The following is a 26,311-nucleotide window of genomic DNA, read 5'->3' on the forward strand; positions in this document are numbered from 1 at the left end:
TGGACTGCTGGACATACGACTAATTTGATACGGAAAGGAATAACACGATGAAAGAATGGACGCGCGAGGAGCGCTATAAAAAACTCTCGGATTATTCCGACGACTATATGGAAGAATTGGCGAAAAGGGTGGCGCAGTCGCCCTTCCGCCAGCACTACCACATCCAACCGAACACAGGCCTTTTGAACGATCCGAACGGCTTCACCTATTTCGACGGCAAATGGCATCTCTTCTATCAATGGTTTCCGATGGGCGCAGTCCACGGCCTGAAACACTGGTTCCATCTGACTTCGACGGACCTCGTGCAATGGAATGAAGAGGGCGTCGCGCTGTTTCCTGACGCCCCGTACGACAGCCACGGCGTCTATTCTGGCAGCGGCTTCGTCAAGGACGGCCAGCTGCACATCATGTACACCGGCAATGTCCGCACGGAAGAATGGGAAAGGGTGCCGAACCAAATCGTTGCCCGCCTGGAAGCGGACGGCAGCTTCACGAAGTTTCTGCCGCCTGCTATCGCCGGCAATCCGGATGGCTACACCGACCATGTCCGCGATCCTAAAGTCTGGGAGCAGCATGGTATCTATTACGCCGTCATTGGTGCCCAACGCACCGACGAAACCGGAACAATCCTGATGTACCGTTCCAAGGATGCCTTGGAATGGGAATTGATGGGTGAAGTTGATACTGGCTTGCCGGAATTTGGTTTCATGTGGGAATGCCCAGACCTGTTCGAAATCGACGGCAAAACGGTGCTGCTGTTTTCGCCGCAAGGACTGGAGCCGGAAGGTGACCGTTACCACAACATATTCCAGACCGGCTATGTCATCGCTGATGATTTCCGGATGGAGGAGCTGAAATTGGAGCATGATGGTTTCCAGGAACTGGATGCCGGATTCGATTTCTATGCCACGCAGACCGCCGAAAGCCCGGATGGCCGCCGCATCTTGACGGCTTGGATGGGATTACCGGATGTCGCGTATCCGACCGACAGCGAAGACTGGGCACACTGCCTGACCTTGCCGCGCGAGTTGTCCATCAAGGATGGCAAACTGATCCAACAACCGGTCCGCGAATTGGTGGCCTTGCGCAAAGAGAAAACTGTTTCCGACGCGGGCTTGTTATTTGGCGAAAAGACAATTGACCGTGCCGGTGCAAACTGCTATGAGCTCCAGCTGGATCTGGCTTTCCCGGCTTCAGCTGACCATGCGCCGGTAACGTTGGATCTTTGCGAAGATACGGCCAACGACAAACGTTTTCGCATCACCTTGGATCCATCAACCAAGAAAATCACGATCGACCGCAGCCGCTGTGGCATACCGTTCGCAGAAGACTTCGGCACGACCCGGACGCTGACAGTCGAACAGATGAATGCAGTGAAACTGCAGATTTTCGTCGACACTAGCTCGATTGAAATCTTCGTCAACGACGGCGAAGGCACCTTCACCTCCCGCGTGTTCCCGAAAGCGGGAGAAACCGGTCTGTCGCTCACGGCAGGCAGCACAATCGATTACAGCCTCGAAATTTGGGAATTGGCCTGAAGAAGCGGCGAATGATAGTTGAACGCACCACCCGCAGCTCTGTGTGAAGAGCTGCGAGTGGTGCGTTTTTTTCGTTTAGCGCGTAGGACGAAGGAACCATTTCCGGCGCGTTGCCCGAATGGAACAGCTCTCTTATTTCAACAAATATTTTGAATAAATATGCATAGATAAGCTGGTTTTCGTTATACTAGAGAGGATAAAAACTTTAGGGGTGGATCCGTAAGTGGTAGATATTGCGAAGTTATTTCAAGGTAAGGAATTAAGTGAATCAGATCAGCAACTGTTGGCCTACATCATCAATAATATGGATACCGTTTTACAAATGGGCGTCCGTCAGATTGCCAAAGAAAATTACACCTCACCAGCAAGTGTCATCCGCTTGTCAAAAAAGCTAGGCTATACGGGCTTCATCGATCTTTATTATCACTTGTTGCCGCTTGTTAATGCCGAAACAGTGCCTGCAGGAACTTCGGAAGATGAATTTTTCCAACTGGATCATGCGCTCGTACTGCAACATAATTCAATAGAGGATATGGACGAGTTCATCGAGAAAGTATTGTGTTTGAACGGAAAATTTATTTTCATCTACGCTGCCGGTTTTTCGGCGATTGCAGCGGAATATCTCTACAAAAAACTGTTACTGTTGGGGAAACAGGTCATTCTTGCCACCACATTGGATTCTATTGGTGTGTTAGAGAATAATCTGAAGAATATTGGGGCTTTTGTAGCCATTTCCAAATCGGGGGAAACGCAAAGCGTCATCGAAAAGGTGCTGAAAGCGAAAAATGCAGACATTTTTACAGTAGCATTCACCAAGGAAACACCTAATCGGCTAGGTGAATGCAGTAATCTGAATTTTAAGGTTACCGATCAACACAAACTTGATGACAGGAATCTGCTGCCCAATACTTTCTTTCCCTTTACATTGCTGCTTGTGGAGTATCTATTGAGCCGTTACCTGAAAGAAATCAATGAAGTTGAAGAGCCAACAGAAGAAAAAGCATAAAAAGTTGGAAAGCGGAAGTAAAAAAATAGTCAGTGAAACGTGTTTCGTCTTTGCGAAACACGTTTTTTAACGTTATGAAAGCCTTTTATTTCCGGACAATTCTCGCTACACTGTAAACATCTTAAAGAAATTATATTGGAGGGAAACAAATGAAAGAGAGAGTCATGGATACGATGCAGAAATTTTCCAAAGCGATGTTTATTCCCGTTTTAATTTTACCGATAGCCGGTATCTTGATTGCCATAGGAAATTTATTTACCAATGCACGCCTGTTGGAAGTTTTACCCTTTTTAGATAATCCTGTCACAACTGGATTCGGAACGATATTATCCGGATCACTTGTTTCCATTTTAGTGAACCTAGGTGTCATCTTCTGTGTCGGACTGGCCGTTGGATTGGCCAACAAAAAAAAATCAGAGGCCGGATTCATTGCCTTGCTCGGCTACCTTGTCTTCATAAATGCCATGAACCGTTTCATGGGCCTGCAAGGTATGCTGGTGGAAGGCAACTTACAAGGGACCGGACAGACGATGGTCTTAGGTGTCCAAGTCTTGGACATGGGTGTTTTTCTGGGCATCTTCCTAGGAGTGGTTACCGCGATTGTTCATAATCGCTATGCCAACAAAGAATTCAACAATGCTTTCCAAATTTATGGCGGAACGCGGTTTGTATTCATCGTGTTGATTCCTGTCCTTGTGTCCTTGGGCATTTTGTTCACTTACATCTGGCCGTTCTTCCAAGGGGGCATCAGCAGTTTAGGAAACTTGATCAATCAAAGCGGTAACTTCGGTATCTTCCTATATGGTTCGTTGGAACGTTTGCTTATCCCGACCGGACTGCATCACTTAGTGTATACACCGTTCTTATACACGGAACTGGGCGGCGTCGCTGAGGTCGGAGGCAAAATTTTTGAAGGGGCACGGAACATCTACTTTGCTGAAATTGCAAATCCGGATGGCGGATTATTGGCACCGAGTGTCATCTGGGATGCACGCGGTATCTCTAAAATGTTCGGTCTGATTGGTGCTTGCCTAGCGATGTACCATACAGCCAAACCGGAAAATAAAGCGAAAGCGCGTGCCATTCTGATTCCTGCAGCGGCGACTTCTTTGATTGCTGGAGTAACAGAACCAATCGAATTTTCTTTTATGTTTGTCGCTCCCTTATTATTTGTTGTCCATGCTGGTTTAAGTGGGTTGAGCATGGTCTTGCTGAATGTTCTGAACGTGCGGGCAATCGGGCCAAACGGATTAATAGATTTCTTGTTATATAATGTGCCGCTGGGAACAGAACGAACAGCGTGGCCCATGTATATTGTGGTCGGCTTATTCTTCTTTATAGTGTATTACTTCCTGTTCCGCTTCTTGATCACGATGTTTAATTACAAAACAATCGGTAGAGAAGAGTTGGGATTAGAAACACGTTTGTATTCGAAAAAGGATTTTCAAGAGAAGAACGCCAAAGCAGGAGCACCCGCAAATGAGTTGGGAGTGGCACATACGATCGTTGCTGCTCTCGGTGGCGAAGCGAATATCGAGACGGTCACGAACTGCTACTCGCGCTTACGACTTACTTTAACCGATCCTGAAAAAGTGAACGAGGGGATCTTAAAGAATGAGACCGGGGCCAGTGGCATCATCAAGAAAGGCCAAAATGTTCAAGTCGTATATGGTTTGCAGGTGAACAGTATTCGTAGAGCCGTTGATACAGTATTAAATAGAGAAATTGTAGAAGAATAAATTGAATTCAAAAAGTGAGGATGAATTGTTTATGAAAAAATTTTCTGTAGTAATTGCTGGTGGTGGCAGCACGTTTACGCCAGGAATCGTGATGATGATGCTGGATAATATAGATCGTTTCCCGATGCGCGAATTGGTGCTTTACGACAACGATGGAGAACGTCAAGCCGTACTGGGTGAAGCTCTGGAAATCTTATTGAAAGAAAAAGCCCCTGATTTGAAGTTTTCCTACACAACCGATCCAAAAGAAGCGTTCACAGATAAAGACTTCTGTATGGCGCACATTCGGGTCGGAAAATATGAAATGCGCGAAAAGGACGAAAAGATTCCGTTGCGTCATGGCGTGATCGGCCAAGAAACCTGCGGACCTGGTGGGATAGCTTATGGCATGCGGAGCATCACTGGGATGCTGGAAATCATCGACCATATGGAAACCTACTCGCCTGATTGCTGGATGCTGAACTATTCAAATCCAGCTGCGATTGTGGCCGAAGCCTGCCGCGTCCTGCGTCCGAATTCGAAAGTCCTGAACATCTGTGATATGCCGGTGGGAACGCTGCGCAGAATGTCCCAAATCATCGGAAAAGATCCGCAAGACCTGGAAGTTCGTTACTTTGGTCTGAACCACTTTGGCTGGTGGACTAGCGTGAAAGACAAAGAAGGGCACGAGTATCTTGATCAAATTCGAGACTATGTGGCCGAGAACGGGTACTTGACCCAAGTTGAAGTCGACACGCAACATATGGATCAGAGTTGGCAAGAAACGCATAAAAAAGCAAAAGATTTATTAGCGGTCAATCCGCGTTATCTGCCGAATACCTATCTGAAATATTATTTGTATCCGGATTATGAGGTGGCCCATTCCGATCGCAACTATACGCGCGCCAATGAAGTTATGAACGGCCGGGAAAAAGAAGTCTTTTCCGCTGCACGCAACATCATCGAGAAGGGAACCGCAGTTGACGGTGGATTCCATATCGACAGCCATGCCTCCTTTATCGTGGACTTGGCCCGAGCGATTGCGTTCAATACGCACGAAAGAATGTTGATGATTGTGGAAAACAATGGCGCTATCGCCAATTTTCCTGATGATGCGATGGTGGAAGTGCCTTGCATTGTGGGGAATGACGGGCCGGAACCATTGGTACAAGGGAAAATCCCTGCATTTGAGCAGGCTTTGATGTTCCAGCAAGTGACGGTCGAGAAACTAGTGGTGGAAGCCTATGTCGAACAGAGCTACCAAAAACTATGGCAAGCCTTGACGTTATCGAAAACGATCCCGAGCGCAAAAATTGCCAAGGACATTCTGGATGACTTGATTGAAGCAAACAAAGATTACTGGCCAGAACTGCACTGATCGTAAATGGAGCCAGAATTGTATGTAATGCGAAAAGTATCACCTGAAAGATAACTGATTGAAAAAGGATTCCTGCTCATTAAAGAGATAGGGATCCTTTTTGCGTGCGGCTATAACGATAGGCTGTGTGAATAAACAAGGGCTGACCTAAAAAATCGAATATCCAGTCAGTATTCGGTAAATAAAACAAAAATAGCACCAAGATTGTTGAATGTATACCGACATTCGACAATTTCTGATCCACCGCGGATCAGATTGTCGAATAACTCCCGATTATTCGACAATCTATAAATCATAATGACTAAATGCCGATATGTTGCGCATGGTTAATTGCAATATGTCTATCCATTAAACAACTTATTTAAAAAAATTCCAAATTCACTACGGTTACCTTTAGGAAGCGCGTGTAACCGCATCCTTTTTCACAAAAAATTCACAAGTTTTTCATTTTTGATTTGCATATCCGCGCCATAACTGGATAATAGTGATTATACCTTTGTGATGTAACGAAATTATCTTCAATTTATATTTTCGGAATAAATGAAAATGTAAGACTATATTTGTACATTACGGAGACGCACAATCGGATTCGGGATTTCATTCCCATTACGAACAGAATCCACACATACAGCATCGAAAATTTGAGAGGAGCAATGCACTTGCCGAAAATAAAAATAGAGAACGTAACGAAAATTTTTGGAAAAAAAACAGATAAGGCTCTGGAACTGCTTGAACAAAAGAAGAGCAAGCAAGATATCCTGCGTGCCACTGGAGCGACGGTCGGGGTCAATAATGTCAGTCTTTCCATAGAAGAAGGGGAAATCTTCGTCATCATGGGGCTTTCCGGAAGCGGAAAGTCCACACTTGTGCGGATGTTCAATCGTCTGATCGAACCGACGAAGGGGAACATCCTGATTGACGGAGAGAATTTGTCGATTATGGACAAGAAGGAATTGCGCCAAGTCCGCAGGGAAAAAATGAGTATGGTTTTCCAGAACTTCGGCTTATTCCCGCACCGCACCATATTGGAGAACACCGAGTACGGTCTCGAAGTGCAAGGCGTCGCAAAAGCCGAGCGTAAGGAAAGAGCGCAACAGGCATTGGAAAATTCTGGACTTGGCGATTACAGCCATCAGTATCCTAACCAATTATCAGGCGGGATGCAGCAGCGGGTCGGTTTGGCCCGTGCTTTGGCGAATGACCCGGAAATTCTGTTGATGGATGAGGCCTTCTCGGCTTTGGATCCGCTGATCCGCCGTGAGATGCAGGATGAACTGTTGGATCTGCAGGCAAACGTCAGCAAGACCATCATCTTCATCACCCATGACCTGAATGAAGCTTTGCGCATCGGAGACCGAATTGCGCTGCTAAAGGACGGGGAATTGGTCCAAATCGGTACGCCGGAAGAAATTTTGACCAATCCGGCAACGCGCTATGTCGAAAAATTTGTGGAGGACGTCGACCGTTCGAAAGTACTGACTGCCGAACACATCATGAAGCGTCCAATCGTCATGAACATCGAAAAACACGGCCCGCTCTTCGCATTGGAATTATTGCGCCAAGAAGGGATTTCTACGATCCTTGTGGTGGACAATCGCCGCAGACTGAAAGGGTATATCACTGCCGAGGACGCTACGAAAGCGTTGAAAGCTAACACTAATAGAGTGGATGGTATCCTCAGAGAAGATATCCCGACCGTCTCCAAAGATACTACCTTGAGCGATATTTTCCCGATCATCCATGATTCAAGCTCGCCGGTCGCTGTCATCGAAAACGACAGATTGGTGGGTGTCCTTGTCCGAGGAGCTGTCATAGCTGCTTTGGCGGGAGAAAGTGAGGTGTCCGTAAATGGATAATCTATTGAATTTCATACCTGAATTACCGGTTGCCGATTTTGCTGAATACATCACAGACAAAACCGCCGATACATTCAGTTTCCTGTTCGATCCGATCAAAGCGTCTTCGCAGACATTGATCGATCTGATGACCTCAACGCTGACTGCCATTCCGGCAGTCATTCTGATCGCGTTAGTGGCGCTGTTGGCGTTCTTTGCCTCGGGTAAAAAATTCGGGTTGGCCATCTTTTCCGTCGTCGGACTCTGGTTCGTTTATAACCAAGGGCTCTGGGAAGACTTGATGTTCACCTTGACGTTGGTCCTGTTTTCGAGCTTACTGTCCGTCCTGATCGGTGTGCCTTTCGGTATCCTGATGGCGAAAAATAAAATCGCGAACAACATCATCAATCCAATTCTGGATTTCATGCAGACGATGCCGGCTTTCGTTTATCTGATTCCGGCCGTAGCATTCTTCGGAATCGGCATGGTTCCCGGAGTGCTTGCGTCACTTATTTTCGCAATCCCGCCGACCGTCCGCTTCACGAATCTGGGGATCAGACAAGTTTCCACCGAATTGGTTGAAGCAGCCGAATCATTCGGCAGCACCGGCGCGCAAAGGTTATTCAAAGTCGAATTGCCGCTGGCGAAATCCACGATCATGGCCGGCATCAACCAAACCGTCATGTTATCCTTGTCGATGGTCGTCATCGCTTCGATGATCGGTGCACCCGGATTGGGGCGTAATGTCCTTTCCGCCTTGCAACGCGCCAAAATCGGTTCCGGTTTCGTATCCGGGTTGGCTTTGGTTGTGCTTGCCATCATCATTGACCGCTTGACCCAGAAATTCAGTAAAAAAAGTTCAACATAAAGACTAAATCGTTCCTGATTGCCAAACAAAAAGGAGAGAAACATAATATGACAAAAACAACAAAACGTAACTGGAAACGCCTTGGACTTACTGCCGGATTGGGCTTAGGTGTCTCGCTGATCGCCGCTGGCTGCGGTGCGGCCGAAACAGAATCCATGGAAGATACGGTCGGCAAAGGCCAGGAAATTGAACTGGCTTACGTCGAATGGGATGATGCGGTGGCCACAAACCATGTCGTTGCTCAAGTATTGGAAGACCTCGGTTACGATGTGACCTTGACCCCATTGGACAACGCCATCATGTGGGAAGCCGTCTCCACTGGCGAAGCGGATGCCATGCTGAGCGCTTGGCTACCAGGAACGCACGGTGCGCAAATGGAAGAATACGGTGACAAGATGGTCGACCTGGGCGGAAACCTTGAAGGCGCGAAAATCGGTTTGGCCGTTCCTGCCTATATGGATGTCGACTCGATCGCAGATTTGACCGATCAAGCCGGCAAATCCATCACCGGCATCGAGCCGGGCGCCGGTATCGTAGCAGCCGCTGAAAATGCGCTGACCGGATATCCGAATTTGAGCGATTGGGCAATCGAGACGTCTTCATCCGGCGCGATGACCGTCACGCTCGGACAAGCAATCGAAAATGAAGAAGAGATCATCATCACAGCTTGGAATCCGCACTGGAAATTCTCGGCCTATGACCTGAAATACCTGGATGATCCCAATGGCATTTTCGGCGGGGAAGAGACAGTCCACACGATGGTTCGTGAAGGGCTCGAAACCGACATGCCTGAAGCTTACCAAGTATTGGATCAATTCCACTGGACCATTGAAGATGTCGAAGCATTGATGCTTCAAATCTATGAAGGCGAATCAGCCGAGGACGCTGCTGCAGCCTTCGTCGAAGCCAATCCGGATCTGGTCGCAGAATGGACTGCCGGCATAGCCAAATGATGAATGTTGAACACTATTAGGAGTTGCTGTCTCGGAATGAGGCAGCAGCTCCTGCTTTTTTGATAACAGTAGCCTGGGTTGTCCGATTTATCGGCATTATCAGACAACCATCGAACCAAACTTACAGCGATTGTCCGATTCATAGACGTTATCGGACAACCTTTGAACCGAACGCGCAGAGGCTGTCCGATTCATCGGTGTTATCGGACAACCATCGAACCGAACGTGCAGCGGATGTCCGATTCATCGACGTTATCGGACAACCTTCGAACATTCGATCCAAATGTTCAAAGCGCAATGGTGAGACTCGGAAACCGGATAACCACAGGGAATTCGTTTACTTCACGAAAAAAAAGCGAAGGCCAACAGCATCCGCGTGCTGTTCGTCTTCGTTTTTTTAGTTCTTTTGAACATTTTGTCCTATTCTTTCGCATACATGTCTTCATCCAACAGTACGTTCTTTTTGCCCAACAGCAGATTTTCGAAAAATATTTTCAAGAAATGTTTATCCTGTTTTTCGCCATGATGATGGTAGAAAACGAGGGAGTTTCTGAAGTAGGCGGCATGCTCGCTGAAGAGTGAATTGTCGATGTGGAATCCTAATTTCCTCAAATATTGGATACCGAAAACAGCGACCGTCCGAGTATTTCCTTCCCTGAAAGGATGGACTTGCCAAATGTCTGCCAAAAATGCCATCACATGCAGCGCTTTTTGCTCGTGGGTCAGGTTCCTGTACGAGAAATTCTTTTCTTTTTCAAAATCGTACGCCAAAGTATCCTGAATCATGAAATGCGAACTGTATTGGACAGTCTCCCCATCGAGCACAGGCTCTTTCTTTGTGATATTCACCGTCCGAAACTTGCCCACCGGAATTTCTTCCGGGAAAACATCAGTGAACAAATGCCTGTGGATGCCCAACAGCGTGGAAGGGGAGAGTAGGAAGTGATCTTCAGCTAACAATTCCGCAATCCGGAGCGAAACGATATCCGCCTCGACCGTGTTTGCATCCACATGTGCTTCCCGGTGATAATCCGAAATTTCGCGATAAATGGCGTCATATCCTTTTTTTCCTTCTATATTTTCATAGGCCAGCTCGACCATGTACTCGGATGGGCTGAGGCCATCGACTTTTTGCAAGCCGAAAGCAGTCTGCCACAGAGCCAATTTAATCTGATACGGTAACTCGTTCTCGGCCACATCATAGGTGGGCGGTAATTTACTTTCTGAATAGTCCATAACTAAAACCCCATTTCAAATAGAAAAGTGACGTGCTTCCTAATGATTATACAACTAATTTGTTCAATAATGCCGCTGCATCAGACGTCCAATTTTTCCTTTAAAGCCTCTGTCAACGTCAACGAGAAGTTGATGCCTTTTTCGATGCCAAGTTCATTCAAATAATTGGGAATCGTGAGCGTCTTTTTCACCACTTTGTTGTCGCGCTGTGCTTTATATTTTTTGAAGTTGATATCCACAAGTGTCTTAATCTGCGTATTTTTTTGTAGATAGGCGATTTGATCTGGCAAGGGGAGAGGCTCGTTTTGCTCCATTTTATCGATGACGGCAAAACCGATATAATCCCTCGCCATCGTGATGGCCTCCGCCAAATCTTTCCCTTGTGTGTAGCCATTCACATCCGGTATCTCGACAAAATAAGGATATTCCTCGGCCAAGTCGACGGTGATGTAGATCGGATAGATGTATACTTTGTCTTCAATCATGATGGGTCCCCCTCTTATGACTGCGTTCTTCTATGTAATTTATTGTACGTGTGTTATACGTGCTAGTCAAATGAGGGCTACACTGAATTTTATTAAGCTCGAATAGAAGCGAAGACGATCAGCATCCTCCAGCTGGTCGTCTTCGCTTTTGTTGCGTTCTTTTGAACATTTTGTCTTTTATTCATCAGGTAAACTTCCGAACATTCTCCCAAACTCGACCCTATAAACGGTAGGATTCCTCACATGATCCCTCTTGATAACCGCAAAAAAACTCTTCTGCAATCAAAGTGTGTCAGTAAATCTGACGTGCATTCCTGGAAACTGGCGTCATTTTTCAAAAGGAAACTTAAATATAACGATAGCCTATCTTCATCATTCCACCCATATCAAACTTGAAACCCCTCACAATTATCCGGAAGAATAAGTCAGTTTCTTTTCAGAAAAACCTTACATAACTGACAAACAACAAGAAATATTCCCCGTTGTAAGCGGAATATTTTCCTCATGAAAGCAGAAATGTCATAAATGCTATCATGAAATTAGAGCTTTCAGTTTACCGGAAGTAAAAATCACACTATTATGGGGACATATTAGAAAATGATTAAAAGAAATTTCATCGGGAGGGAACAGCATGACAGTGAACGCAACATGGAATACAACGGAAGCAACAACTTTAACCGGAGAAGAAGTAATAGCGATGGATCAACAGTACGTGATGCGGGCCTGGTCGAAGCAGGGCCAAGCTGCCATGGCAGTCGAAAAGGCGGAAGGCATTTATTTCTGGGATTATGAAGGCAACCGTCAAGTGGATATGTCCTCCTTGTTGGTCAACGCGAACATCGGCCATCAGCATCCGAAAGTCGTGAAGGCAATCCAGGATCAGGCTGCAAAGATGTGCTTCATGGCACCGAGTTATGCGACCGATGTGAAGTCCTTGTTGGCAAAAAAACTGGTTGAGCTGGCCGGCGGGGATATGGCGCGCGTGTTCTTCACGAATGCCGGAGCCGATGCGAACGAGAATGCGATCAAGATGGCGCGGATCGCGACGGGGCGCACGAAAGTCTTCAGCGGCTACCACAGCTACCACGGCGCCACGCTTGCAGCTTCGAATGCTTCCGGGGATTCCCGCAGGTTCGCTGCTGAAATCGGCGGTGCGAACGGCTTCGTGAAATTCTCCAATCCGTCTCCTTACCGCGACAATCTTCCATTTGAAACCGAAGAGGCATTGACGGCCTTTTACCTGAAGAATCTGGCTGAACAGATCCAATACGAGGGCCCGTACAACGTGGCGGCCATCCTGTTGGAAACGGTCATCGGCGCGAACGGCATCATCGCTTATCCGAAAGGGTATTTGGAAGGGGTGCGCAACCTCTGCAACAGCTACGGTATCGTGATGATCTGCGATGAAGTTATGGCCGGCTTCTACCGGACCGGAACAGCTTTCGCTTTCCAACAATACGGATTCACGCCGGATATGATCACTTTCGCCAAAGGAGTGACATCAGGCTACGTTCCGCTAGGAGGCGTGATCGTCTCCGAGTGGATCAGCGAATATTTCACCGAAAACCAACTCCAATGCGGCTTGACCTACAGCGGCCACACCTTGGCTTGCGCGGCCGGCTTGGCGACATTGGAAGTCTATGAAGAAGAAAACATCGCCGCCAACGTCGAAAAAATCGGCGCAATCTTGAAGGGCTACCTGGAAGAGATGAAAGCCAAGCACCCTTGCGTGGGCGATGTCCGCACTTACGGCCTCTTCTGCGGAGTGGAGCTGGTGCTCGACAAGGAAACGCGCGAGCCGCTTGTGCCGTTCAACACGCCGAACCGGATCATGCCGGCGATCTACAAGGAACTGAAGGACCGAGGCTTCTCAACTTTCGGCCGCGAAACGACGATCAGTGTCTGCCCTCCGCTTACGATCACCGAAGCAGAGTTGGCTGAAGTGATGCCGATCCTGGATGAAGTGCTGACGCTTGTCGATGAGCAATATATGTAAACTGCGCCGGGTCCCGGCCGCAACACATTTCAAAAAATCTACTATATAAAAGGGGTGGAGCGCATGCTAGTGAAAATTGAGGCCATCGTGAGGCCGGAGAAGACCGAACTGATTTTGGCGAAACTCGCTGAAAAGGGGCATACCGCCGTGACGCGGATGGACGTGTACGGACGGGGGAAACAAGCCGGCATCCATATCGGCGACGTCTTCTACGACGAACTGCCGAAGGAATTATTGTTCCTCGTGGCCGAAGCAGCCCATGAGAAGGAAATCGTCGACGTGATCACCACACAAGCGCGCACAAGCGATTTGGGGAATTACGGCGACGGCAGAATATTCGTTCACGCAATCGAAAACGCCTATACGATCAGTAGCGGCGTAGAAGGACTTTAATAGAAGGACTGTAAAGGTGGGAATTGCATGAAGGAAGTGACAGCGATCATTCGCCTGAACAAGGTGACGGAAACGAAACAAAAATTGGCAGCGGGCGGATTTCCAGGCTTCACTTGCCGAAAAGTATTCGGACGCGGCAAGAATCCGCTGATAGGGAGAGATTTCCGCGAAGCGATTGGACACAGCGTGCTGATGCCGAAACGGATGTTTACGATCGTGACGGAGGATGAGCATGTGGAAAACGTGATCGGCATTTTGTTGGCCGTCAACAGCACCGGCCAGGCGGGGGACGGCAAAATTTTCGTGCAAACGATCGCCCGCGAATATCAGGTACGCCGCGCATGAAACAGTTTAGGCGAAAAGAGACCAAGGAGGACAATTTTATGAAGAAAGCAGATACGCTCACAAGCGATGCACTGATTCCCGAGCAAAGCACGTCCGCGACCGCGGCAAAGAAAAGACGAAAGAGGATCCAGCCGGAAAAAATGATCACCGTCGGCACCGTCGCAGCGATCATGGTGCTCTGGTATGTCGTAACCGCGCTGGGGCTGGTCAGCCCGATGCTGCTGCCGAGCCCGTTGGCGGTTTGGACGGCCTTCGTAGAGATCCTCTTCAACGGTTATAAAGGCTACTCCTTGCTGCAGCACATCGGCACCAGCTTATGGCGCTTGCTCAGTGCCTTCGGATTGGCGATCATCGTCGCGATTCCGTTGGGTTTGCTCAGCGGCTACAACACGAAGATCAAAGCGGCCTTGGATCCGATCATCAACTTCTACCGCCCGTTGCCGCCATTGGCTTACTACACTTTGTTGGTAATGGGGCTCGGGATCGCGGATGCTTCGAAAGTCGCCTTGCTTTTCCTTGCGGCCTTCGCACCGATCTACGTCAGCTGCGTCTCCGCCGTTGCGAAAGTCAACACAGACTTCATCAACAGCGCAAAAACGGTCGGCGCCAGCCAGACCCAAGTGTTCTTCCATGTCATCCTGCCTTCCTGCTTGCCGGATATCCTGACGAGCCTGCGCACCGCACTCAGCGTCGCCTATACGACCCTCGTTTCGGCGGAAATGGTCGCGGCCATGACCGGGATCGGCTGGCTGGTCCTTGATGCCAGCAACTACCTGCGCAGCGACATCGTCTTCGTCGGCATCATCATCATGGGCATCACCGGCATTCTTTTGGATAAAATCATCGTCATCGTACAAAATAAATTTGTCCCTTGGGCAGGAAAATAATCGGAGGCTTTTATGAAAAAAAACCACATGTTCTCTAAACTACTGTTCTTATCTTGCTCAGCTCTTTTGTTTGCGGCTTGCGGCAGCGCGGACAGCGCGACCGATTCTTCCACCGCTTCGGCGGATGGCGACCTGCCTGATAAAGTCATCATCGCGACTTTGGAAATGCCGAACGACGAAGGCATCGCGAAAGCGGAAGGCTATTTTGAGGATGAAATGGGTGTGCCAATCGAAATCGTCCAATTCGAAAGTGGAAAAGCGATCAACCAGGCCATGGTTTCCGGCGCCGTCGACTTCGGATTGACCGGTTCGGGCTCGGCCGTATTGGGTATCGCTTCTGGCATCCCGATTGAAATGATCTGGATCCATGAGACGTTAGGTTCCGTGGAATCCTTGGTTGCCAAGAACGAACTGAACGCTACCTCCCTGGAAGACCTGAAAGGCAAGAATATCGGCGTTCCTTTCGCCAGCACGGCCCACTACAGCCTGCTGCGCGCCATCACGGCCAGCGGTTTTGAAGAGACTGATTTCACCTTGATCGACCTGCAGCCGTCCGACATTTTTGCGGCATGGCAACGTGGCGACATCGATGCCGCCTACATCTGGGAGCCTACCCTCAGCGAATTGCTGACTGACGGCACAATCGTTCTTCACAGTGGCGACGTAGCTGAAATGGGTTATATGACAGCCAACGTCGAAATCGTCCACAGCGAATTCGGCGAAGCTTATCCGGAAATCGTTGAGAAATACATCGCTGCTGTCGATAAAGCCGTAACGCTTTACAGAGAAGATCCGAATCAAGCCATCTCCATCATCGCTAAGCAACTGAACATCACTGAAGAGTCCGCTAAGCTCCAAATGGAAGGCCAAAACTGGATTTCCGCAGAGGAACAATTGGATGCAGCCAACCTGGGGTCATCCGATGCAGTCGGCGCAATGGCCGCTACAATGTATGATATGGGCCAATTCTACCTGGATCAAGGCAACATCACCGCATCGCCGAGCGAAGAAGATTTCGCTGAAGGCATCAACACAACGTACGTCGAAGCTTACTTGGATTCGAAAGAATAGGGGGAACCGCTTATGCAGAGGACTTATGAAGGAATCAACGGAAAGACAGTGGTAAAACTGGAGGATGTCGAACTGGTCTATAACAGCGAAATCGGGACAGTGACGGCCTTGGCCCAAGTCAATCTCGACATCCAAGAAGGCGAGTTCATCTGCGTAATGGGACCATCCGGCTGCGGCAAGAGCACGCTCTTGAACATCATCTCGGGCTTCATGCAGCCGACGGACGGACAAGCCTTGATGAACGGCAGGCCGATCGAAGGACCGGATTGGCAGCGGGGAGTCGTCTTCCAGTCGCCGCCGCTGTATCCGTGGCTGACGATCAAAGAGAACGTCAATTTCGGCTTGCGCATGCGCAACATTCCGGAAAAGGAACGCGAAGCAATCACGGAGGAATATCTGGAAATCGTCGGACTCCAGGACTTCGCCAACCGCAAGCCGTATGAACTTTCCGGCGGGATGAAGCAGCGCGCCTCCTTGGCGAAAGTGTTGGTCAACGAACCGGGCATGATCCTGATGGACGAACCGTTCGGCGCACTCGACGCTTTGACCCGCGACAAGATGCAGGCGCTGATCCGCCGCATCTGGATGAAGAACCAAAGCACCGTCTTCTTCATTACCCATGATGTCGACGAAGCCCTGTCCCTGGCGACGAAAGTCATCGTCATGTCCAGCCGCCCCGGCCGCATCGTGAAGGTGCTCGACACCGACTTCACCTACGACATGGACGGAGCCAACAGCGAAAGCGCCCGCTACTCCAAGCAATACATGACGATGCGCGAATCAATCCTGAACGTCATCAACCAAAAAGACGAGCTGGCTGTGTAGGTTGGATGGTATAATGAAACAAAATGATCCGAAGGGCTTGCCGCGATGGCGCGCCTTTCGGATTGCTGTTTAATAGAGCAAAATTTACTGCAGAAAGGGTGCATGGAATGGATTGGAATTATCAACAACCAGTGAAAATCATCTTCGGAAACGGAAAAATTTCCACTTTGAAGGAGGTCATCGCGGAGATCGGGGAGACGGACGGCATCCTGATCTGTTCGCGTTCCTTCCGCAAATCCGGACTGGCCGACAAAGTCATCGCCGAAGCGGGCGGCCTCTTGAACGCCGTCTACAGCGACGTTTCGCCCAATCCTGAGGTGGCCGAAGTCGATGCCTGCGCCGAGCTGATGCGCGCGAATGGCTCCAAATTTGTGGTCGCGCTGGGCGGGGGAAGCGTGATGGACCTCGCCAAAGCTGCCGCGACGATCGCCACGGTGAACGAGTCGATCAGGCTCTACCACGGCACCGGCAAAGCTTTGCCGGAAACCTTCCTGCCTTTGATCGCTGTGCCGACGACTTCCGGAACCGGCAGCGAAGTCACGAGCGTCTCGGTCCTTTCCGACCACGCAACCGGCAAAAAAGCGCCGATCCTGTCGCCAAACTTCTTCCCGGCCTACGCTGTCGTCGATCCGGAATTGACCTATACGTGCCCGCCGACAGTGACCTCCTGCTCCGGGATCGATGTCCTTTGCCAAGCGGTCGAAGGATACTGGAGCGTGAACCACCAGCCAATCTGCGACGCGCTGGCGATCCATGCAGCCAAATTGGTGTTCGAGCATCTGCCGATCGCCTATGCAAACCCGACCGACGCCACGGCGCGCGAAAAGATGGCCGAAGCCTCCGTCATCGCCGGACTGGCCTTCGCGCTGCCGAAGACGACTTCCTCGCACGCCGTCTCCTATCCGCTGACGAACCTCTACGGCATCCCGCACGGCGAAGCCTGCGGATTGACGATCGATTACTTCGCCAAAGTGAACGCCCTGCTGGAGACCGACGGCCGCGTGACCGCCTTCGCCAAAGCACTCGGCTTTGCCGATGCGCCTGCGATGGCGGATGCCATCACAGCGCTGAAAAAACAGATCGGCTTGCGGACGGATCTGACGGATTTGGATTTGTCCGATGCCCAGATTGACGAATTGGTGCAGCTTTCCCATCACCCGAACCTCGAGAACAATCCCGTCAAGATCACGGATGACATCCTCTATGATCTGTTCGGGACATTGACTAAGACAGATATGTATGTGGAGCAGCCGTAACCGGCTGCTTTTTTCTTTCCACATAACAAGGAATACCCCGTCAAAACCGGTTTTGGCGGGGTATTCCTAGTGCGCGCAGTTCAAAGTTCCCCGCCAAAACTGATTTGGCGGGCTAAATCAACTTCGGGCGGCCCGAAATAAACCGCCAAAGTCTGTTTGGCGGGGAAAACCCCGCCCCGAGGTTTGAAACATTCTAACTCTTTTTTCCTTTACTACAAAGAAACAGCCACCCAACCTCAAAACGAAGCTGGATGGCTGTTTCTTTAGTTGCTTTTAAACTTAGTCATGACGCAAAGCTTCGATTGGATCGAGCTTGGCTGCTTTATTGGCAGGGAAGACACCGGCGATGACGCTGATGATGACGCTGGCCAGGATGCCCAACAAGGCATAGGTCGGGGTCATGTGCAGGATGGTCGTCCCGAAGATGCGCTCGACCGCCACGTTCCCGATTGTGGAAAGCAGGGCGGCAATGCCGACACCCAGCAGGCCGCTGAACAAGCCGATCAGGAAGGACTCGGAGACGAAGATGCGGCGGATATCTTTGTTGCGCCCGCCGATCGCTTTGATGACGCCGATTTCCTGCGTCCGCTCAACGACGCTGATGTAGAGGACAGTCAGGATCATGATGGCCGATACGAACAAGGAAATGCCAGCCACACCGGCTAGGATATACGTGAAGATATCCAGCAATTTCGTGAAGGTTTTTGCCAGCGTGTCTGTGGAAGAGCCTGCATATCCCAATCCGTTGATCGCATCTTTGATGTCTTGGGAATTGCTTGTTTCATCCGCGAATAGATACGCGACATTCGGTTCCACGGTCAAGCCGTTTTCAGCGTTCATGTCCGAAAAAGTGTCCATCGTCATGAAGACCGAGTCGAAAGCGCCGGAAGGGCCGATCGCGTTTCCGGCTGTGTAGATGCCGCTGACCGTGTAGGTGCCGTTCAAAGGGTTGCCGTTGACGGCAAGCTTGACTTCGATTTCCTTGCCGATCATATCTTCAGGGGTGCCGGCCATTCCATCGGCCATTTCCTCAGTGATCAGGACTTCATCCTGCTCCGGGAATTCGCCGTACAAAATGTTGGAGTCGGTCATGAACTCCGAAGTCGTGCCGAAGTTCATGAAGGGATAATTTTCGCCTTCATAAACGACCGTGTCGCTGCCCATCGAGAAGGAAGCGTAGGACAATTCCAACTTTTCGACATTCGGAATGGCTTCCAGTTCGGCAATGTTAGCCTCTTCAAACGGGATGTTCTTCGAAAGCTGCGCGGCCGGATTATCGGCGATCAGCGTGCCGCCGATTCCGCCACCGCCGCCCATGCCGCTTGGCTGCGCAGGTGCTGCTTCTGCGACGGTTTCGACGCTTGCAGAGGTGTCGGACTGCGTCTCCTCGGTCATCCGCGCTTCACTGATGATCGGATTGACGTTTTCATTCATCGTGTCGGTCAGGTAGTCGTTCACGCCTTTGCCGAGCGCCAGCATCAGGATGATGCTCATGATGCCGATGCTTCCGCCCAACGCAATCAGGATGTTCCGGCTCAATTTCTCTTTCATATTCAACAAGGCCATGCGGATGGCCGCGAAGAAACTCAGATTTTTGTTTTCCTGCTTTTCCTTTATTTGGAAGGCGTTGTCGTGGAACTGCAGCGGCGGGCGCTTTTCGTCATTGATGATTTTGCCGTCGTCGATCGTCACGATGCGGGTGGAACGGGAAGCGACGCGCTCCGAGTGGGTGACCATGATGACCAGCTTGCCGGTTTTCGCGATGTCCTGGATGATGTCCAGCACTTGATCGGATGTCTGGGAATCAAGCGCTCCGGTAGGTTCGTCGGCGATGATGATGTCCGGGTCATTAACAAGGGCCCGCGCGATCGCCACCCGTTGCTTTTGCCCACCGGATAATTGGCTCGGTTTCTTTTGGTAATGGTCCTTCAGACCCAGTTGCTCCAGCACCTCTTTGGCGCGTGCTTTTCGGGTTTTGCTGTCGATGTTCGAAAGCGTCATCGCCAAGGTGACGTTGTCCAAAATGGAAAGGTGAGGGACGAGATTGAAACTTTGGAAAATGAAGCCGATTTTCTCTTTGTGGAAAGCGACCATTTCCTTTTCCTTGAACTGGCCGATATTCTCGCCGTCCACCAGTATTTCACCGTCGAATTGCGAATCCAAGCCACCCAACAGGTTCATCAACGTCGACTTGCCGCTGCCGGATTCACCGATGATCGAAACCAATTCGCCTTTTTCGAAAGACAACTGGACGTCCTTCAATGCGTGGAAACGTTCGCTGTCGGTGATTGGATAATATTTGTTTAAGTTGTTTACTTCCAAAAATGCCATATAACTGTTCCTCCTCTTAAATAAATAAGTGAGTAATCACTCACTTTTATCTTGTGGGTACAGTATAGTCCTTAACAGAGCAGACTGTCAAGGACTGATTATGGCTGGAGGCCTTTTTCGAGAAAAAGAATCAAATGATCGGTTTCGACATTCGCATCGGCGTTGCTGGAGAGACCCATCGATTTCGCGACGACAAAACCGGCAACCGTGCTGATGATCAGGCGGATGATTTCTTCATTCGGCCAGTCGACGATCTCTTGCTTTTGTTTGAACAGATCCAAAAGCTGGTTGATCTCTTGGAACAGTGCTCCTGGAATCAGCGTCAGCAGATTGTCGCGCATGCTTTCCTGGTACTGATATTCGGTCAGAAATATTTTCCAGATTTTCATATTGTTGCCGGCGAAATCAATCCTGTCGGGCAGGACATGGTGGAGAAAATGATGGAAGGATAAGTCAGCCATATTCTCCTTGTTTTTCTGCAGTTCCGCTGGAATCAACACTTCGAGCGACTTGCTGAGGATCGGCAGAATGCTGGCGTACAGCAGATTCTCCTTCGACCCGAAATGCTTGAAGATGGTGCCTTCCGCCACATTCGCCAAGCGGGCGATGTCCTTTGTCGATGTGTTTGAATAGCCCTTTTCCGCGAACAACTCCAGACTGGCGCTCAAAATAGCCTGCATCTTAGGCGTCAATTTCTCGTTGTTCTGGATTTTGTGTTTAAAGATTTCAAAAATCGAATCCACTCTATCCGCTCCTTTACAGTTAGTTTTGGTTCCATCTTACGTTGGAAACCGGAAACAAGCAAGCAGTTTCCGGAGATTGGCGGTTGATGTGCGGATATGTGGATCTCGGATCGGGCGGAGTTTCCCCGCCAAAGGCTGCTTGGCGGGGAGAACCCGCCCGTCATAGAGCAGAATTCCCCGCCAAAATTGATTTGGCGGGCTAAATCAGCATCGTACAGCTCAAAATAAACCGCCAAAGTCTGTTTGGCGGGGAAACCCCGCCCAATTCAAACCGTCAAAGCAACACTGTCATCAGTATGATGAACGTCACGATGGAAAGGATGACGTTCAGCGAAAGGAAATTCAGGATGAAGCTTTTGTCGGGGCAATCGCCTTCGATGAAGACTGGAATGATGAAGGTGGGCGGACAGATGAACATCGTGTAGACGGCCATCTGGAACAGCCGGTCCAGGCCTAGCAGCCCGTCGATGATGAAAGTGTTCAGCAGGTAGGCTAACAGGAGCATCATACCGATCCTCAGCAATACCGCAGGAAGCGGCACCAAAAGCTGTTTCAGATCAAAGTGGAGTTCATAACCGATCACCAGCAGGATCAGCGGCAAGGTGATGTCGGCGAGCATTCCCGCAGCCGTCAGCAAGGCTGCCGTCGCCGGGTTCGCGTGGAAAAACGTCCGCCCGCCAAGTATGGAGACCAAAATTCCCAAAAACATCGTGATCAGGAAAGGGGATTTGACTATATGTTTGACCTGGTCCTTCAGGCTCATCCTTTTTCTGCCGGTTTGGTTGCAACCGACTTTATCCAAAAAAGTCGCGAGCACGATGAAGATGAATATTAGATTGCCGATATCGAGGATCGCCAATCTGTACAGGTGCTCGGCGCCGAAAGTGGAGATGAAGAGCGGATAGCCGATGATGCCGGTGACGAAGCTGGAATAGACTGCCGGGAAGAACGCATTGGACGACCGCAACATTTTTTTTGAACAAAAATCCCATCGCTAAAGCCACAAGGCAGGTGAGAAAAACTGCGACTGATCCCCATAGATAGTCCGTTTGCAGATCGGCATCCAACAAAATCAGAAACAAAAGACAAGGCAAAGCCAGATTCATGATCAGCTTCTTCATGCCTTTGACGACATCGGCGCCGATGAAGGCAGTCTTCTCCAGGACCACCCCTGTCGTTATCAAAGCGATGACGGGAAAGGCCTTCAAGGCGATAATTATGATGTCATTCATGAAACAGCTCCTCCATTCATCAACCAATAGTGCCTTCAGATCAGCCCGACAGCGAGCAAAACACCAACCAAGGCAAGCATGACGCCCACGATGAGCTGCACCGCCCGCAAGGTCACTTTTTCCAGAAGCCGCGAGCCGGCGAATGCGCCCGCAAAGGCGGCAGCAATCGCAGCCGAAACCAACGCCCAGTCGGCATCCGTGCCGATGGTGCCCAGATGGTTCGCATAAACGGAAAGCCGGGTAAGGTCGATCAAGAAGGCCGCGGCAACGCCGGTCGCGATGAAGGCTTCCTTCTCGAGGCCCGCTTTGCTGAGGAAGGCGGAGCGGAGGGCACCTTGATGACCGGACAGACCGCCGAAGAAGCCGCTGACGGCGCCGCCCAACGGCAACCATTTCTCAGCGAATGCCAGCTTTTCGAAGCGCGGAAGCAACTCGATTATGGCGAAACCAATCATCAGGACCCCGATGACGACCTTGACCACTGAAATCTGGAAGTCCCTCTGGCCGATTGCGTAGCTTGCTATCGGCGGCAATTCCGAAAAATAGGTCAGCAGCCACGCGCCCACGAAAGCCGCAACGATGCCGGGCAGGGCGAATTTCAACAGTACCGATTTATCGGCTTTCCGTCCCACAAGCACCAGCTTAAAGACATTGTTCGCCAGATGGACGACCGCCGTCATGGCTATGGCCGTTTCCAGCGGGAAAAAGAGTGCGAATGCCGGCATCAGCAAGGTGCTTAGCCCGAATCCGGAAAAAAGGGTCAAAAAAGATGCGCCAAGGGCAACAAGGCAGACGATCACGTACATCATTTTTTCCACAACCTTTGCTTGAGGACATACGAAAAGGACCAAGATAGTTGCTGCAAGCCCGCAAGTGACAATTCGTTCCTTCATTTCTATTGTGCGCTCAATGGAGCGGCAGATGCAAATGATAAGACATGATTCGGCCATCCGTATTCGCCACCTTTTTATCTAAATGATTACGGAGGGCTTTTCATAGTGGCGACAATTATTCCGGGGTATAATGGACACAAGGAAACGAAAATCAGAACAACGGAATGAACCTTTTGCCTGGTGGAAGGAGTTTTTTTTAATGAAAAGAAAAATAACTTTAATAGGGACTATGACGGCAATCGCCGTATTTTCCGCCGCCTGCGGACTGGTGGATGAAGGAACTGCATCGGATGAATCACTCAGTGTCGCCGCAAGCAGCCAAAGTGAACCAATTGAGTCAACCGTGGGAAGCAACAGTGAAGAATCTGCAGAAGCCGACACAAGCATAGCCAGCACCCATTTGGCCGATCCTTATTTCGCGATTTTTGCGAGCAAACAATATGTGGCACAGTACCATTTCCGCGAGTTCACAGGGAATCAGCTGGAGGACCGGTCGATGACAGTCGCCTTTGACGGGGAGGATGAAGCGCTCCGGATCAGTGGGGAAGGAACGGACATTACTTACCTCACGCTGGACGGACTGGCTTATGTGGTCGATCACCTGAACCAGACGATCGCTCGGAATGAAAGTGTGTATCCTACGAGAGAAGATGAGGTACTGTGAAAAGAACAACGAAAATCCTGATTGGCTGTATTGTCGTTGCGGCAATCTTTTTCGGTTTCCTCCATGTGGATTTTTCATCTTTGTATTCTGCAATGGAATCCCTGCTGAGTCGCGGGATGGCGAACGGGGATAAAACGGATGCGGTTCCGGTATACAACGGCGATTATCGCCTGATTTTTGAAGAGAATTTTGACGAAGATACGCTCAACCCAGCCATATGGAACGACCAGTATCTGGCTTCCTGGACGCCGGATATGGATGCCGCGCGTGCCGTCTACGAGGTGGCGGACGGCAACCTGAATCTGATCATCAATGAAGATACGCAGCCGTGGAATCCCGAGTTCGACGGCACCGTCCGCACATCCAGCGTGATGACAGGAAACCGGACCGGGCTGCACGAATTCAAGGCTGGACTTGAGGTCCGCAACGACATCGAGCCACTCATGGGATTCATCACGCAGTACGGCGTCTTCGAAATCCGGGCGAAAATGATGAACAGTTTCGGCAACATGTGCGCCTGGTGGCTCGTCGGGATCCAGGATACGCCGGAACAGGACGTGGAAGTGGATGTTTTCGAAAATGCCTTGAATTTCGGAAACGTCATCACGGCTTCGCTTTATGCGCACCGGGATCCGGTAGTGAGGGAGCAGCATTTCATTTATGATGTAGGCGATGCCGATTTGAGCAATGAATTCCATCTGTATACTTTCGAATGGACTCCGGAAGGCTTTATCGTTTACTTTGACGATGAAGAAATCGGGACCTTCCAGGCCGAGGTCGCCTATCCGATGATCTCCATTCTGTCCGCCTACGAGGGACGAGAGAATTGGTGGGTAGGGCCTTTCGATCCTGCCGCGCCTTACCCGAAAGTGTTCCAGATCGACTACATGAAGGTCTGGAAAAAGGTGCCGGATGACCACGAACAAGTCGATGAACTGAAAATCGTCTCCCAAGATGAAGCGGTCTTCTCGCTGAATGCTGGCCAATACGCCGTCGAACACGGCCAGCTAGTCGGCTTTCCTTCCTATGTCACGCTCCGTTACAATGACGGCACGGGTACCCAGCAGTGGGTCAAACGGCAGGAACTGACGCCCGCCATTTTGGAACAGCTCGAGAAGCCAGGTACTTTCAAATTGGAAGGGGAAATCATCGGCGTTCCGGAAGCCGCAATAGGGAACCGGAAAGCTACAGTACAAGTCAAATTGTCGACTGAAGGATTACCGGAAACCACAAAACACCAGCCAGATTGCTCTTCTGTCGGGCGTTAGCCCAGGACGGTGACTCATTTACCCGAGCTCTAGCCAGACTGTCGACTGAAGGATTACCGAAAACCACAAAACACCCGACAGATTGCTCTTCTGTCGGGCGTTAGCCCAGGCCGGTGACTCAGATACTCGAGAGATTGCGCAGGTGTCGACTGTTCGGATACCGGAAACCGCGAAACACCCGACAAATCGCGCAACAGCAAAGAAAAAAGCATCGGCTCCCGCAGGAACCGATGCTTTTTGATGCTGTTACCCGAAAAACACCCGTATCAACACCACGGCCATCAAAACTTGCACCGAACCAACGGTCAAGCCGTACAGCATGGCTTTGGGGCCTTCTTTGATGATGTCGGCGAATTTGACGCGCATGCCGATTGCGGCGAGGGCGGCGACTTCGAATTGGGTGCTGATCGCTTTTGAGGCGGCTAGGACGCTGTCGGGGACACCGATGAAGCTGCGGATCAGGAAGAAGACGACGAATCCGGTCAGGAACCACGGCACGCCGTAGGAGACGGCGGCCGGGCTGGAGGACGCTCCCGCTCCGTCAGCCGATTCCGCGTGTTTTTTGCGCGTGAACAACGGCATTCCTTCATCCGTGTTTATGCGCCCGTACAAGACGGCGACGCCGATGATCAGGAGTACGCGCATCAGCTTGAAGACGGTCGCCAGGGTAACGACGTCGTCATTGACGAGTTTGGCGGCGGCGACGACTTGGCCGACGGATTGGACGGTGCCGCCGATCAGAGCGGATGTCCGGAGCGTGTCGCTGCCGTAGAGGACGGCGCCCAGGACCGGCAGAAGGACCATCAGCGCGGTTCCAGTCAAGTTGACGATCGTGATCGAGATGCCTTTTTCCTTGTTGTCGGCTTGGACGATCGGCGAGACGGTTCCGATGGCAGAGGAGCCGCAGACTGCGTTGCCGGCGCCCATCAGCAGCGAGAAGCGTTTGCCGAAGCCGAAGTATTTGCCGAGATTGTAGGTGACGAAAATCGTCAGGGACATCTGCAGGATGATGAAGACGAAGCCTTTCAGTCCGGCTGATTTCAGTACCTGGAAATCCAAAATCAGTCCGTTCAGCACAATGGCGTATTCCAAAAGCCGTTTTTCAGAAAATTTCGTTCCTTGGCTCAATCCAGGCCGGTTCAAAAGCGTATTGCCCAAAAGCATCCCCAACAGGATGGCGATGAGCGCTGCACCGAGCGTCGGCAGGAAGCGGGCGAAAAATTGGCTGACCAATGAGATGGCGATGCTGGCGGCGAGGCCGGGCAGTATCCCATCCAGTTCTTTTTTGATTGCATTTATTTTCATGAGTGCGAATAACCTCCTTAAATGTTCCATTACAGTAACCCATTTTACCCGACTTTTTGCATAAATAAAAATAATGATTTATTAT

General features: G+C 50.2%; 21 protein-coding genes and 1 pseudogene. 15 read left to right on the forward strand and 7 right to left on the reverse strand.

The window, feature by feature from the left end; genetic code table 11:
* Positions 1-47: 47 nt before the first annotated feature.
* The 6 genes and pseudogenes from ACKPBX_RS11230 (at position 48) to ACKPBX_RS11255 (ending at position 9,296) form a co-directional block, all read left to right on the forward strand.
* Positions 48-1,538 (forward strand): glycoside hydrolase family 32 protein, encoded by a 1,491-nt coding sequence (locus tag ACKPBX_RS11230; RefSeq protein WP_319995409.1) that lies wholly within the window; start codon positions 48-50, stop codon positions 1,536-1,538.
* Positions 1,539-1,761: 223 nt separating this feature from the next.
* Positions 1,762-2,544: a MurR/RpiR family transcriptional regulator gene (locus ACKPBX_RS11235; protein ID WP_086628628.1), complete on the forward strand. Its 783-nt coding sequence runs from the start codon at positions 1,762-1,764 to the stop codon at positions 2,542-2,544.
* Between the two features lie 149 nt (positions 2,545-2,693).
* Entirely contained in the window at positions 2,694-4,283 is a 1,590-nt protein-coding gene (locus ACKPBX_RS11240) for a PTS transporter subunit EIIC (RefSeq protein WP_319995410.1), read from the forward strand.
* A 31-nt stretch (positions 4,284-4,314) separates the two neighbouring features.
* The gene (locus ACKPBX_RS11245; protein WP_319995411.1) at positions 4,315-5,640 is read left to right on the forward strand and encodes a 6-phospho-alpha-glucosidase; all 1,326 of its coding nucleotides are present in this window, start codon (positions 4,315-4,317) and stop codon (positions 5,638-5,640) included.
* 653 nt (positions 5,641-6,293) lie between these two features.
* The gene (locus ACKPBX_RS11250; protein WP_407702547.1) at positions 6,294-7,496 is read left to right on the forward strand and encodes a quaternary amine ABC transporter ATP-binding protein; all 1,203 of its coding nucleotides are present in this window, start codon (positions 6,294-6,296) and stop codon (positions 7,494-7,496) included.
* Positions 7,489-9,296, forward strand: a pseudogene (locus tag ACKPBX_RS11255) (ABC transporter permease/substrate binding protein). Before ACKPBX_RS11250 ends, ACKPBX_RS11255 begins: the two are co-directional and overlap by 8 nt.
* A 420-nt stretch (positions 9,297-9,716) precedes the next feature.
* Here ACKPBX_RS11255 and ACKPBX_RS11260 read toward each other — a convergent pair.
* Positions 9,717-10,532 carry a Fic family protein gene (locus ACKPBX_RS11260; RefSeq protein ID WP_319995413.1) on the reverse strand — a complete coding sequence of 272 codons (816 nt, stop codon included), beginning with the start codon at positions 10,530-10,532 and terminating at the stop codon, positions 9,717-9,719.
* A gap of 80 nt (positions 10,533-10,612) precedes the next feature.
* Positions 10,613-11,017, reverse strand: coding sequence for a type II toxin-antitoxin system HicB family antitoxin (locus tag ACKPBX_RS11265; RefSeq protein ID WP_319995414.1), 405 nt, complete (start codon positions 11,015-11,017; stop codon positions 10,613-10,615).
* A 631-nt stretch (positions 11,018-11,648) separates the two neighbouring features.
* On the opposite strand from ACKPBX_RS11265, the gene ACKPBX_RS11270 reads away from it, so the two are divergent.
* The 7 genes from ACKPBX_RS11270 (at position 11,649) to ACKPBX_RS11300 (ending at position 17,790) form a co-directional block, all read left to right on the forward strand.
* The gene (locus ACKPBX_RS11270) at positions 11,649-13,013 is read left to right on the forward strand and encodes an aminotransferase class III-fold pyridoxal phosphate-dependent enzyme (RefSeq protein ID WP_319995415.1); all 1,365 of its coding nucleotides are present in this window, start codon (positions 11,649-11,651) and stop codon (positions 13,011-13,013) included.
* 63 nt (positions 13,014-13,076) lie between these two features.
* On the forward strand, positions 13,077-13,406 hold the full coding sequence (locus tag ACKPBX_RS11275; RefSeq protein ID WP_319995416.1) for a P-II family nitrogen regulator: 330 nt from the start codon (positions 13,077-13,079) through the stop codon (positions 13,404-13,406).
* Between the two features lie 27 nt (positions 13,407-13,433).
* Complete coding sequence (locus ACKPBX_RS11280; RefSeq protein ID WP_319995417.1) at positions 13,434-13,751, forward strand: P-II family nitrogen regulator; 318 nt, start codon at positions 13,434-13,436, stop codon at positions 13,749-13,751.
* Between the two features lie 38 nt (positions 13,752-13,789).
* Positions 13,790-14,638: an ABC transporter permease gene (locus ACKPBX_RS11285; protein ID WP_319995418.1), complete on the forward strand. Its 849-nt coding sequence runs from the start codon at positions 13,790-13,792 to the stop codon at positions 14,636-14,638.
* Between the two features lie 12 nt (positions 14,639-14,650).
* On the forward strand, positions 14,651-15,709 hold the full coding sequence (locus ACKPBX_RS11290; protein WP_319995419.1) for a taurine ABC transporter substrate-binding protein: 1,059 nt from the start codon (positions 14,651-14,653) through the stop codon (positions 15,707-15,709).
* 12 nt (positions 15,710-15,721) lie between these two features.
* On the forward strand, positions 15,722-16,534 hold the full coding sequence (locus tag ACKPBX_RS11295; RefSeq protein WP_319995420.1) for an ABC transporter ATP-binding protein: 813 nt from the start codon (positions 15,722-15,724) through the stop codon (positions 16,532-16,534).
* Positions 16,535-16,641: 107 nt separating this feature from the next.
* Complete coding sequence (locus tag ACKPBX_RS11300; protein WP_319995421.1) at positions 16,642-17,790, forward strand: iron-containing alcohol dehydrogenase family protein; 1,149 nt, start codon at positions 16,642-16,644, stop codon at positions 17,788-17,790.
* A 279-nt stretch (positions 17,791-18,069) separates the two neighbouring features.
* On the opposite strand, the gene ACKPBX_RS11305 is transcribed toward ACKPBX_RS11300, so the two are convergent.
* The 4 genes from ACKPBX_RS11305 to ACKPBX_RS11320 form a co-directional block, all read right to left on the reverse strand.
* Positions 18,070-20,121 carry an ABC transporter ATP-binding protein/permease gene (locus ACKPBX_RS11305; RefSeq protein ID WP_319995422.1) on the reverse strand — a complete coding sequence of 684 codons (2,052 nt, stop codon included), beginning with the start codon at positions 20,119-20,121 and terminating at the stop codon, positions 18,070-18,072.
* Positions 20,122-20,219: 98 nt separating this feature from the next.
* Complete coding sequence (locus tag ACKPBX_RS11310; protein WP_319995423.1) at positions 20,220-20,864, reverse strand: TetR/AcrR family transcriptional regulator; 645 nt, start codon at positions 20,862-20,864, stop codon at positions 20,220-20,222.
* A gap of 274 nt (positions 20,865-21,138) precedes the next feature.
* A complete protein-coding gene (locus ACKPBX_RS11315; protein ID WP_319995424.1) occupies positions 21,139-21,834 on the reverse strand; it encodes an AEC family transporter in 696 nt (231 codons plus the stop codon).
* 297 nt (positions 21,835-22,131) lie between these two features.
* Positions 22,132-22,989 carry a TSUP family transporter gene (locus ACKPBX_RS11320; protein ID WP_319995425.1) on the reverse strand — a complete coding sequence of 286 codons (858 nt, stop codon included), beginning with the start codon at positions 22,987-22,989 and terminating at the stop codon, positions 22,132-22,134.
* A gap of 199 nt (positions 22,990-23,188) precedes the next feature.
* Here ACKPBX_RS11320 and ACKPBX_RS11325 point away from each other — a divergent pair, with 199 nt between their 5' ends.
* Positions 23,189-23,653, forward strand: coding sequence for a hypothetical protein (locus ACKPBX_RS11325; protein WP_319995426.1), 465 nt, complete (start codon positions 23,189-23,191; stop codon positions 23,651-23,653).
* Complete coding sequence (locus ACKPBX_RS11330) at positions 23,650-24,921, forward strand: glycoside hydrolase family 16 protein (RefSeq protein ID WP_319995427.1); 1,272 nt, start codon at positions 23,650-23,652, stop codon at positions 24,919-24,921. The genes ACKPBX_RS11325 and ACKPBX_RS11330 overlap by 4 nt, the downstream gene beginning before the upstream one ends.
* A 246-nt stretch (positions 24,922-25,167) precedes the next feature.
* Here the strand turns inward: ACKPBX_RS11330 and ACKPBX_RS11335 are convergent, their stop codons facing one another.
* Positions 25,168-26,226 (reverse strand): YeiH family protein, encoded by a 1,059-nt coding sequence (locus tag ACKPBX_RS11335; RefSeq protein WP_319995428.1) that lies wholly within the window; start codon positions 26,224-26,226, stop codon positions 25,168-25,170.
* Between the last annotated feature and the right edge of the window lie 85 nt (positions 26,227-26,311).

The organism is Trichococcus shcherbakoviae, from assembly GCF_963666195.1.
Lineage (GTDB): Bacteria > Bacillota > Bacilli > Lactobacillales > Aerococcaceae > Trichococcus > Trichococcus shcherbakoviae.

Coding starts and splice junctions, on each gene's coding strand:
- ACKPBX_RS11250 (WP_407702547.1), top strand. CDS start 6,294: ATGCACTTGCCGAAAATAAAAATAGAGAACGTAACGAAAATTTTTGGA.
- ACKPBX_RS11320 (WP_319995425.1), bottom strand. CDS start 22,989: ATGAAGGAACGAATTGTCACTTGCGGGCTTGCAGCAACTATCTTGGTC.
- ACKPBX_RS11300 (WP_319995421.1), top strand. CDS start 16,642: ATGGATTGGAATTATCAACAACCAGTGAAAATCATCTTCGGAAACGGA.
- ACKPBX_RS11335 (WP_319995428.1), bottom strand. CDS start 26,226: ATGAAAATAAATGCAATCAAAAAAGAACTGGATGGGATACTGCCCGGC.
- ACKPBX_RS11285 (WP_319995418.1), top strand. CDS start 13,790: ATGAAGAAAGCAGATACGCTCACAAGCGATGCACTGATTCCCGAGCAA.
- ACKPBX_RS11230 (WP_319995409.1), top strand. CDS start 48: ATGAAAGAATGGACGCGCGAGGAGCGCTATAAAAAACTCTCGGATTAT.
- ACKPBX_RS11265 (WP_319995414.1), bottom strand. CDS start 11,017: ATGATTGAAGACAAAGTATACATCTATCCGATCTACATCACCGTCGAC.
- ACKPBX_RS11260 (WP_319995413.1), bottom strand. CDS start 10,532: ATGGACTATTCAGAAAGTAAATTACCGCCCACCTATGATGTGGCCGAG.
- ACKPBX_RS11275 (WP_319995416.1), top strand. CDS start 13,077: ATGCTAGTGAAAATTGAGGCCATCGTGAGGCCGGAGAAGACCGAACTG.
- ACKPBX_RS11305 (WP_319995422.1), bottom strand. CDS start 20,121: ATGGCATTTTTGGAAGTAAACAACTTAAACAAATATTATCCAATCACC.
- ACKPBX_RS11240 (WP_319995410.1), top strand. CDS start 2,694: ATGAAAGAGAGAGTCATGGATACGATGCAGAAATTTTCCAAAGCGATG.
- ACKPBX_RS11280 (WP_319995417.1), top strand. CDS start 13,434: ATGAAGGAAGTGACAGCGATCATTCGCCTGAACAAGGTGACGGAAACG.
- ACKPBX_RS11315 (WP_319995424.1), bottom strand. CDS start 21,834: ATGTTGCGGTCGTCCAATGCGTTCTTCCCGGCAGTCTATTCCAGCTTC.
- ACKPBX_RS11270 (WP_319995415.1), top strand. CDS start 11,649: ATGACAGTGAACGCAACATGGAATACAACGGAAGCAACAACTTTAACC.
- ACKPBX_RS11245 (WP_319995411.1), top strand. CDS start 4,315: ATGAAAAAATTTTCTGTAGTAATTGCTGGTGGTGGCAGCACGTTTACG.
- ACKPBX_RS11295 (WP_319995420.1), top strand. CDS start 15,722: ATGCAGAGGACTTATGAAGGAATCAACGGAAAGACAGTGGTAAAACTG.
- ACKPBX_RS11325 (WP_319995426.1), top strand. CDS start 23,189: ATGAAAAGAAAAATAACTTTAATAGGGACTATGACGGCAATCGCCGTA.
- ACKPBX_RS11290 (WP_319995419.1), top strand. CDS start 14,651: ATGAAAAAAAACCACATGTTCTCTAAACTACTGTTCTTATCTTGCTCA.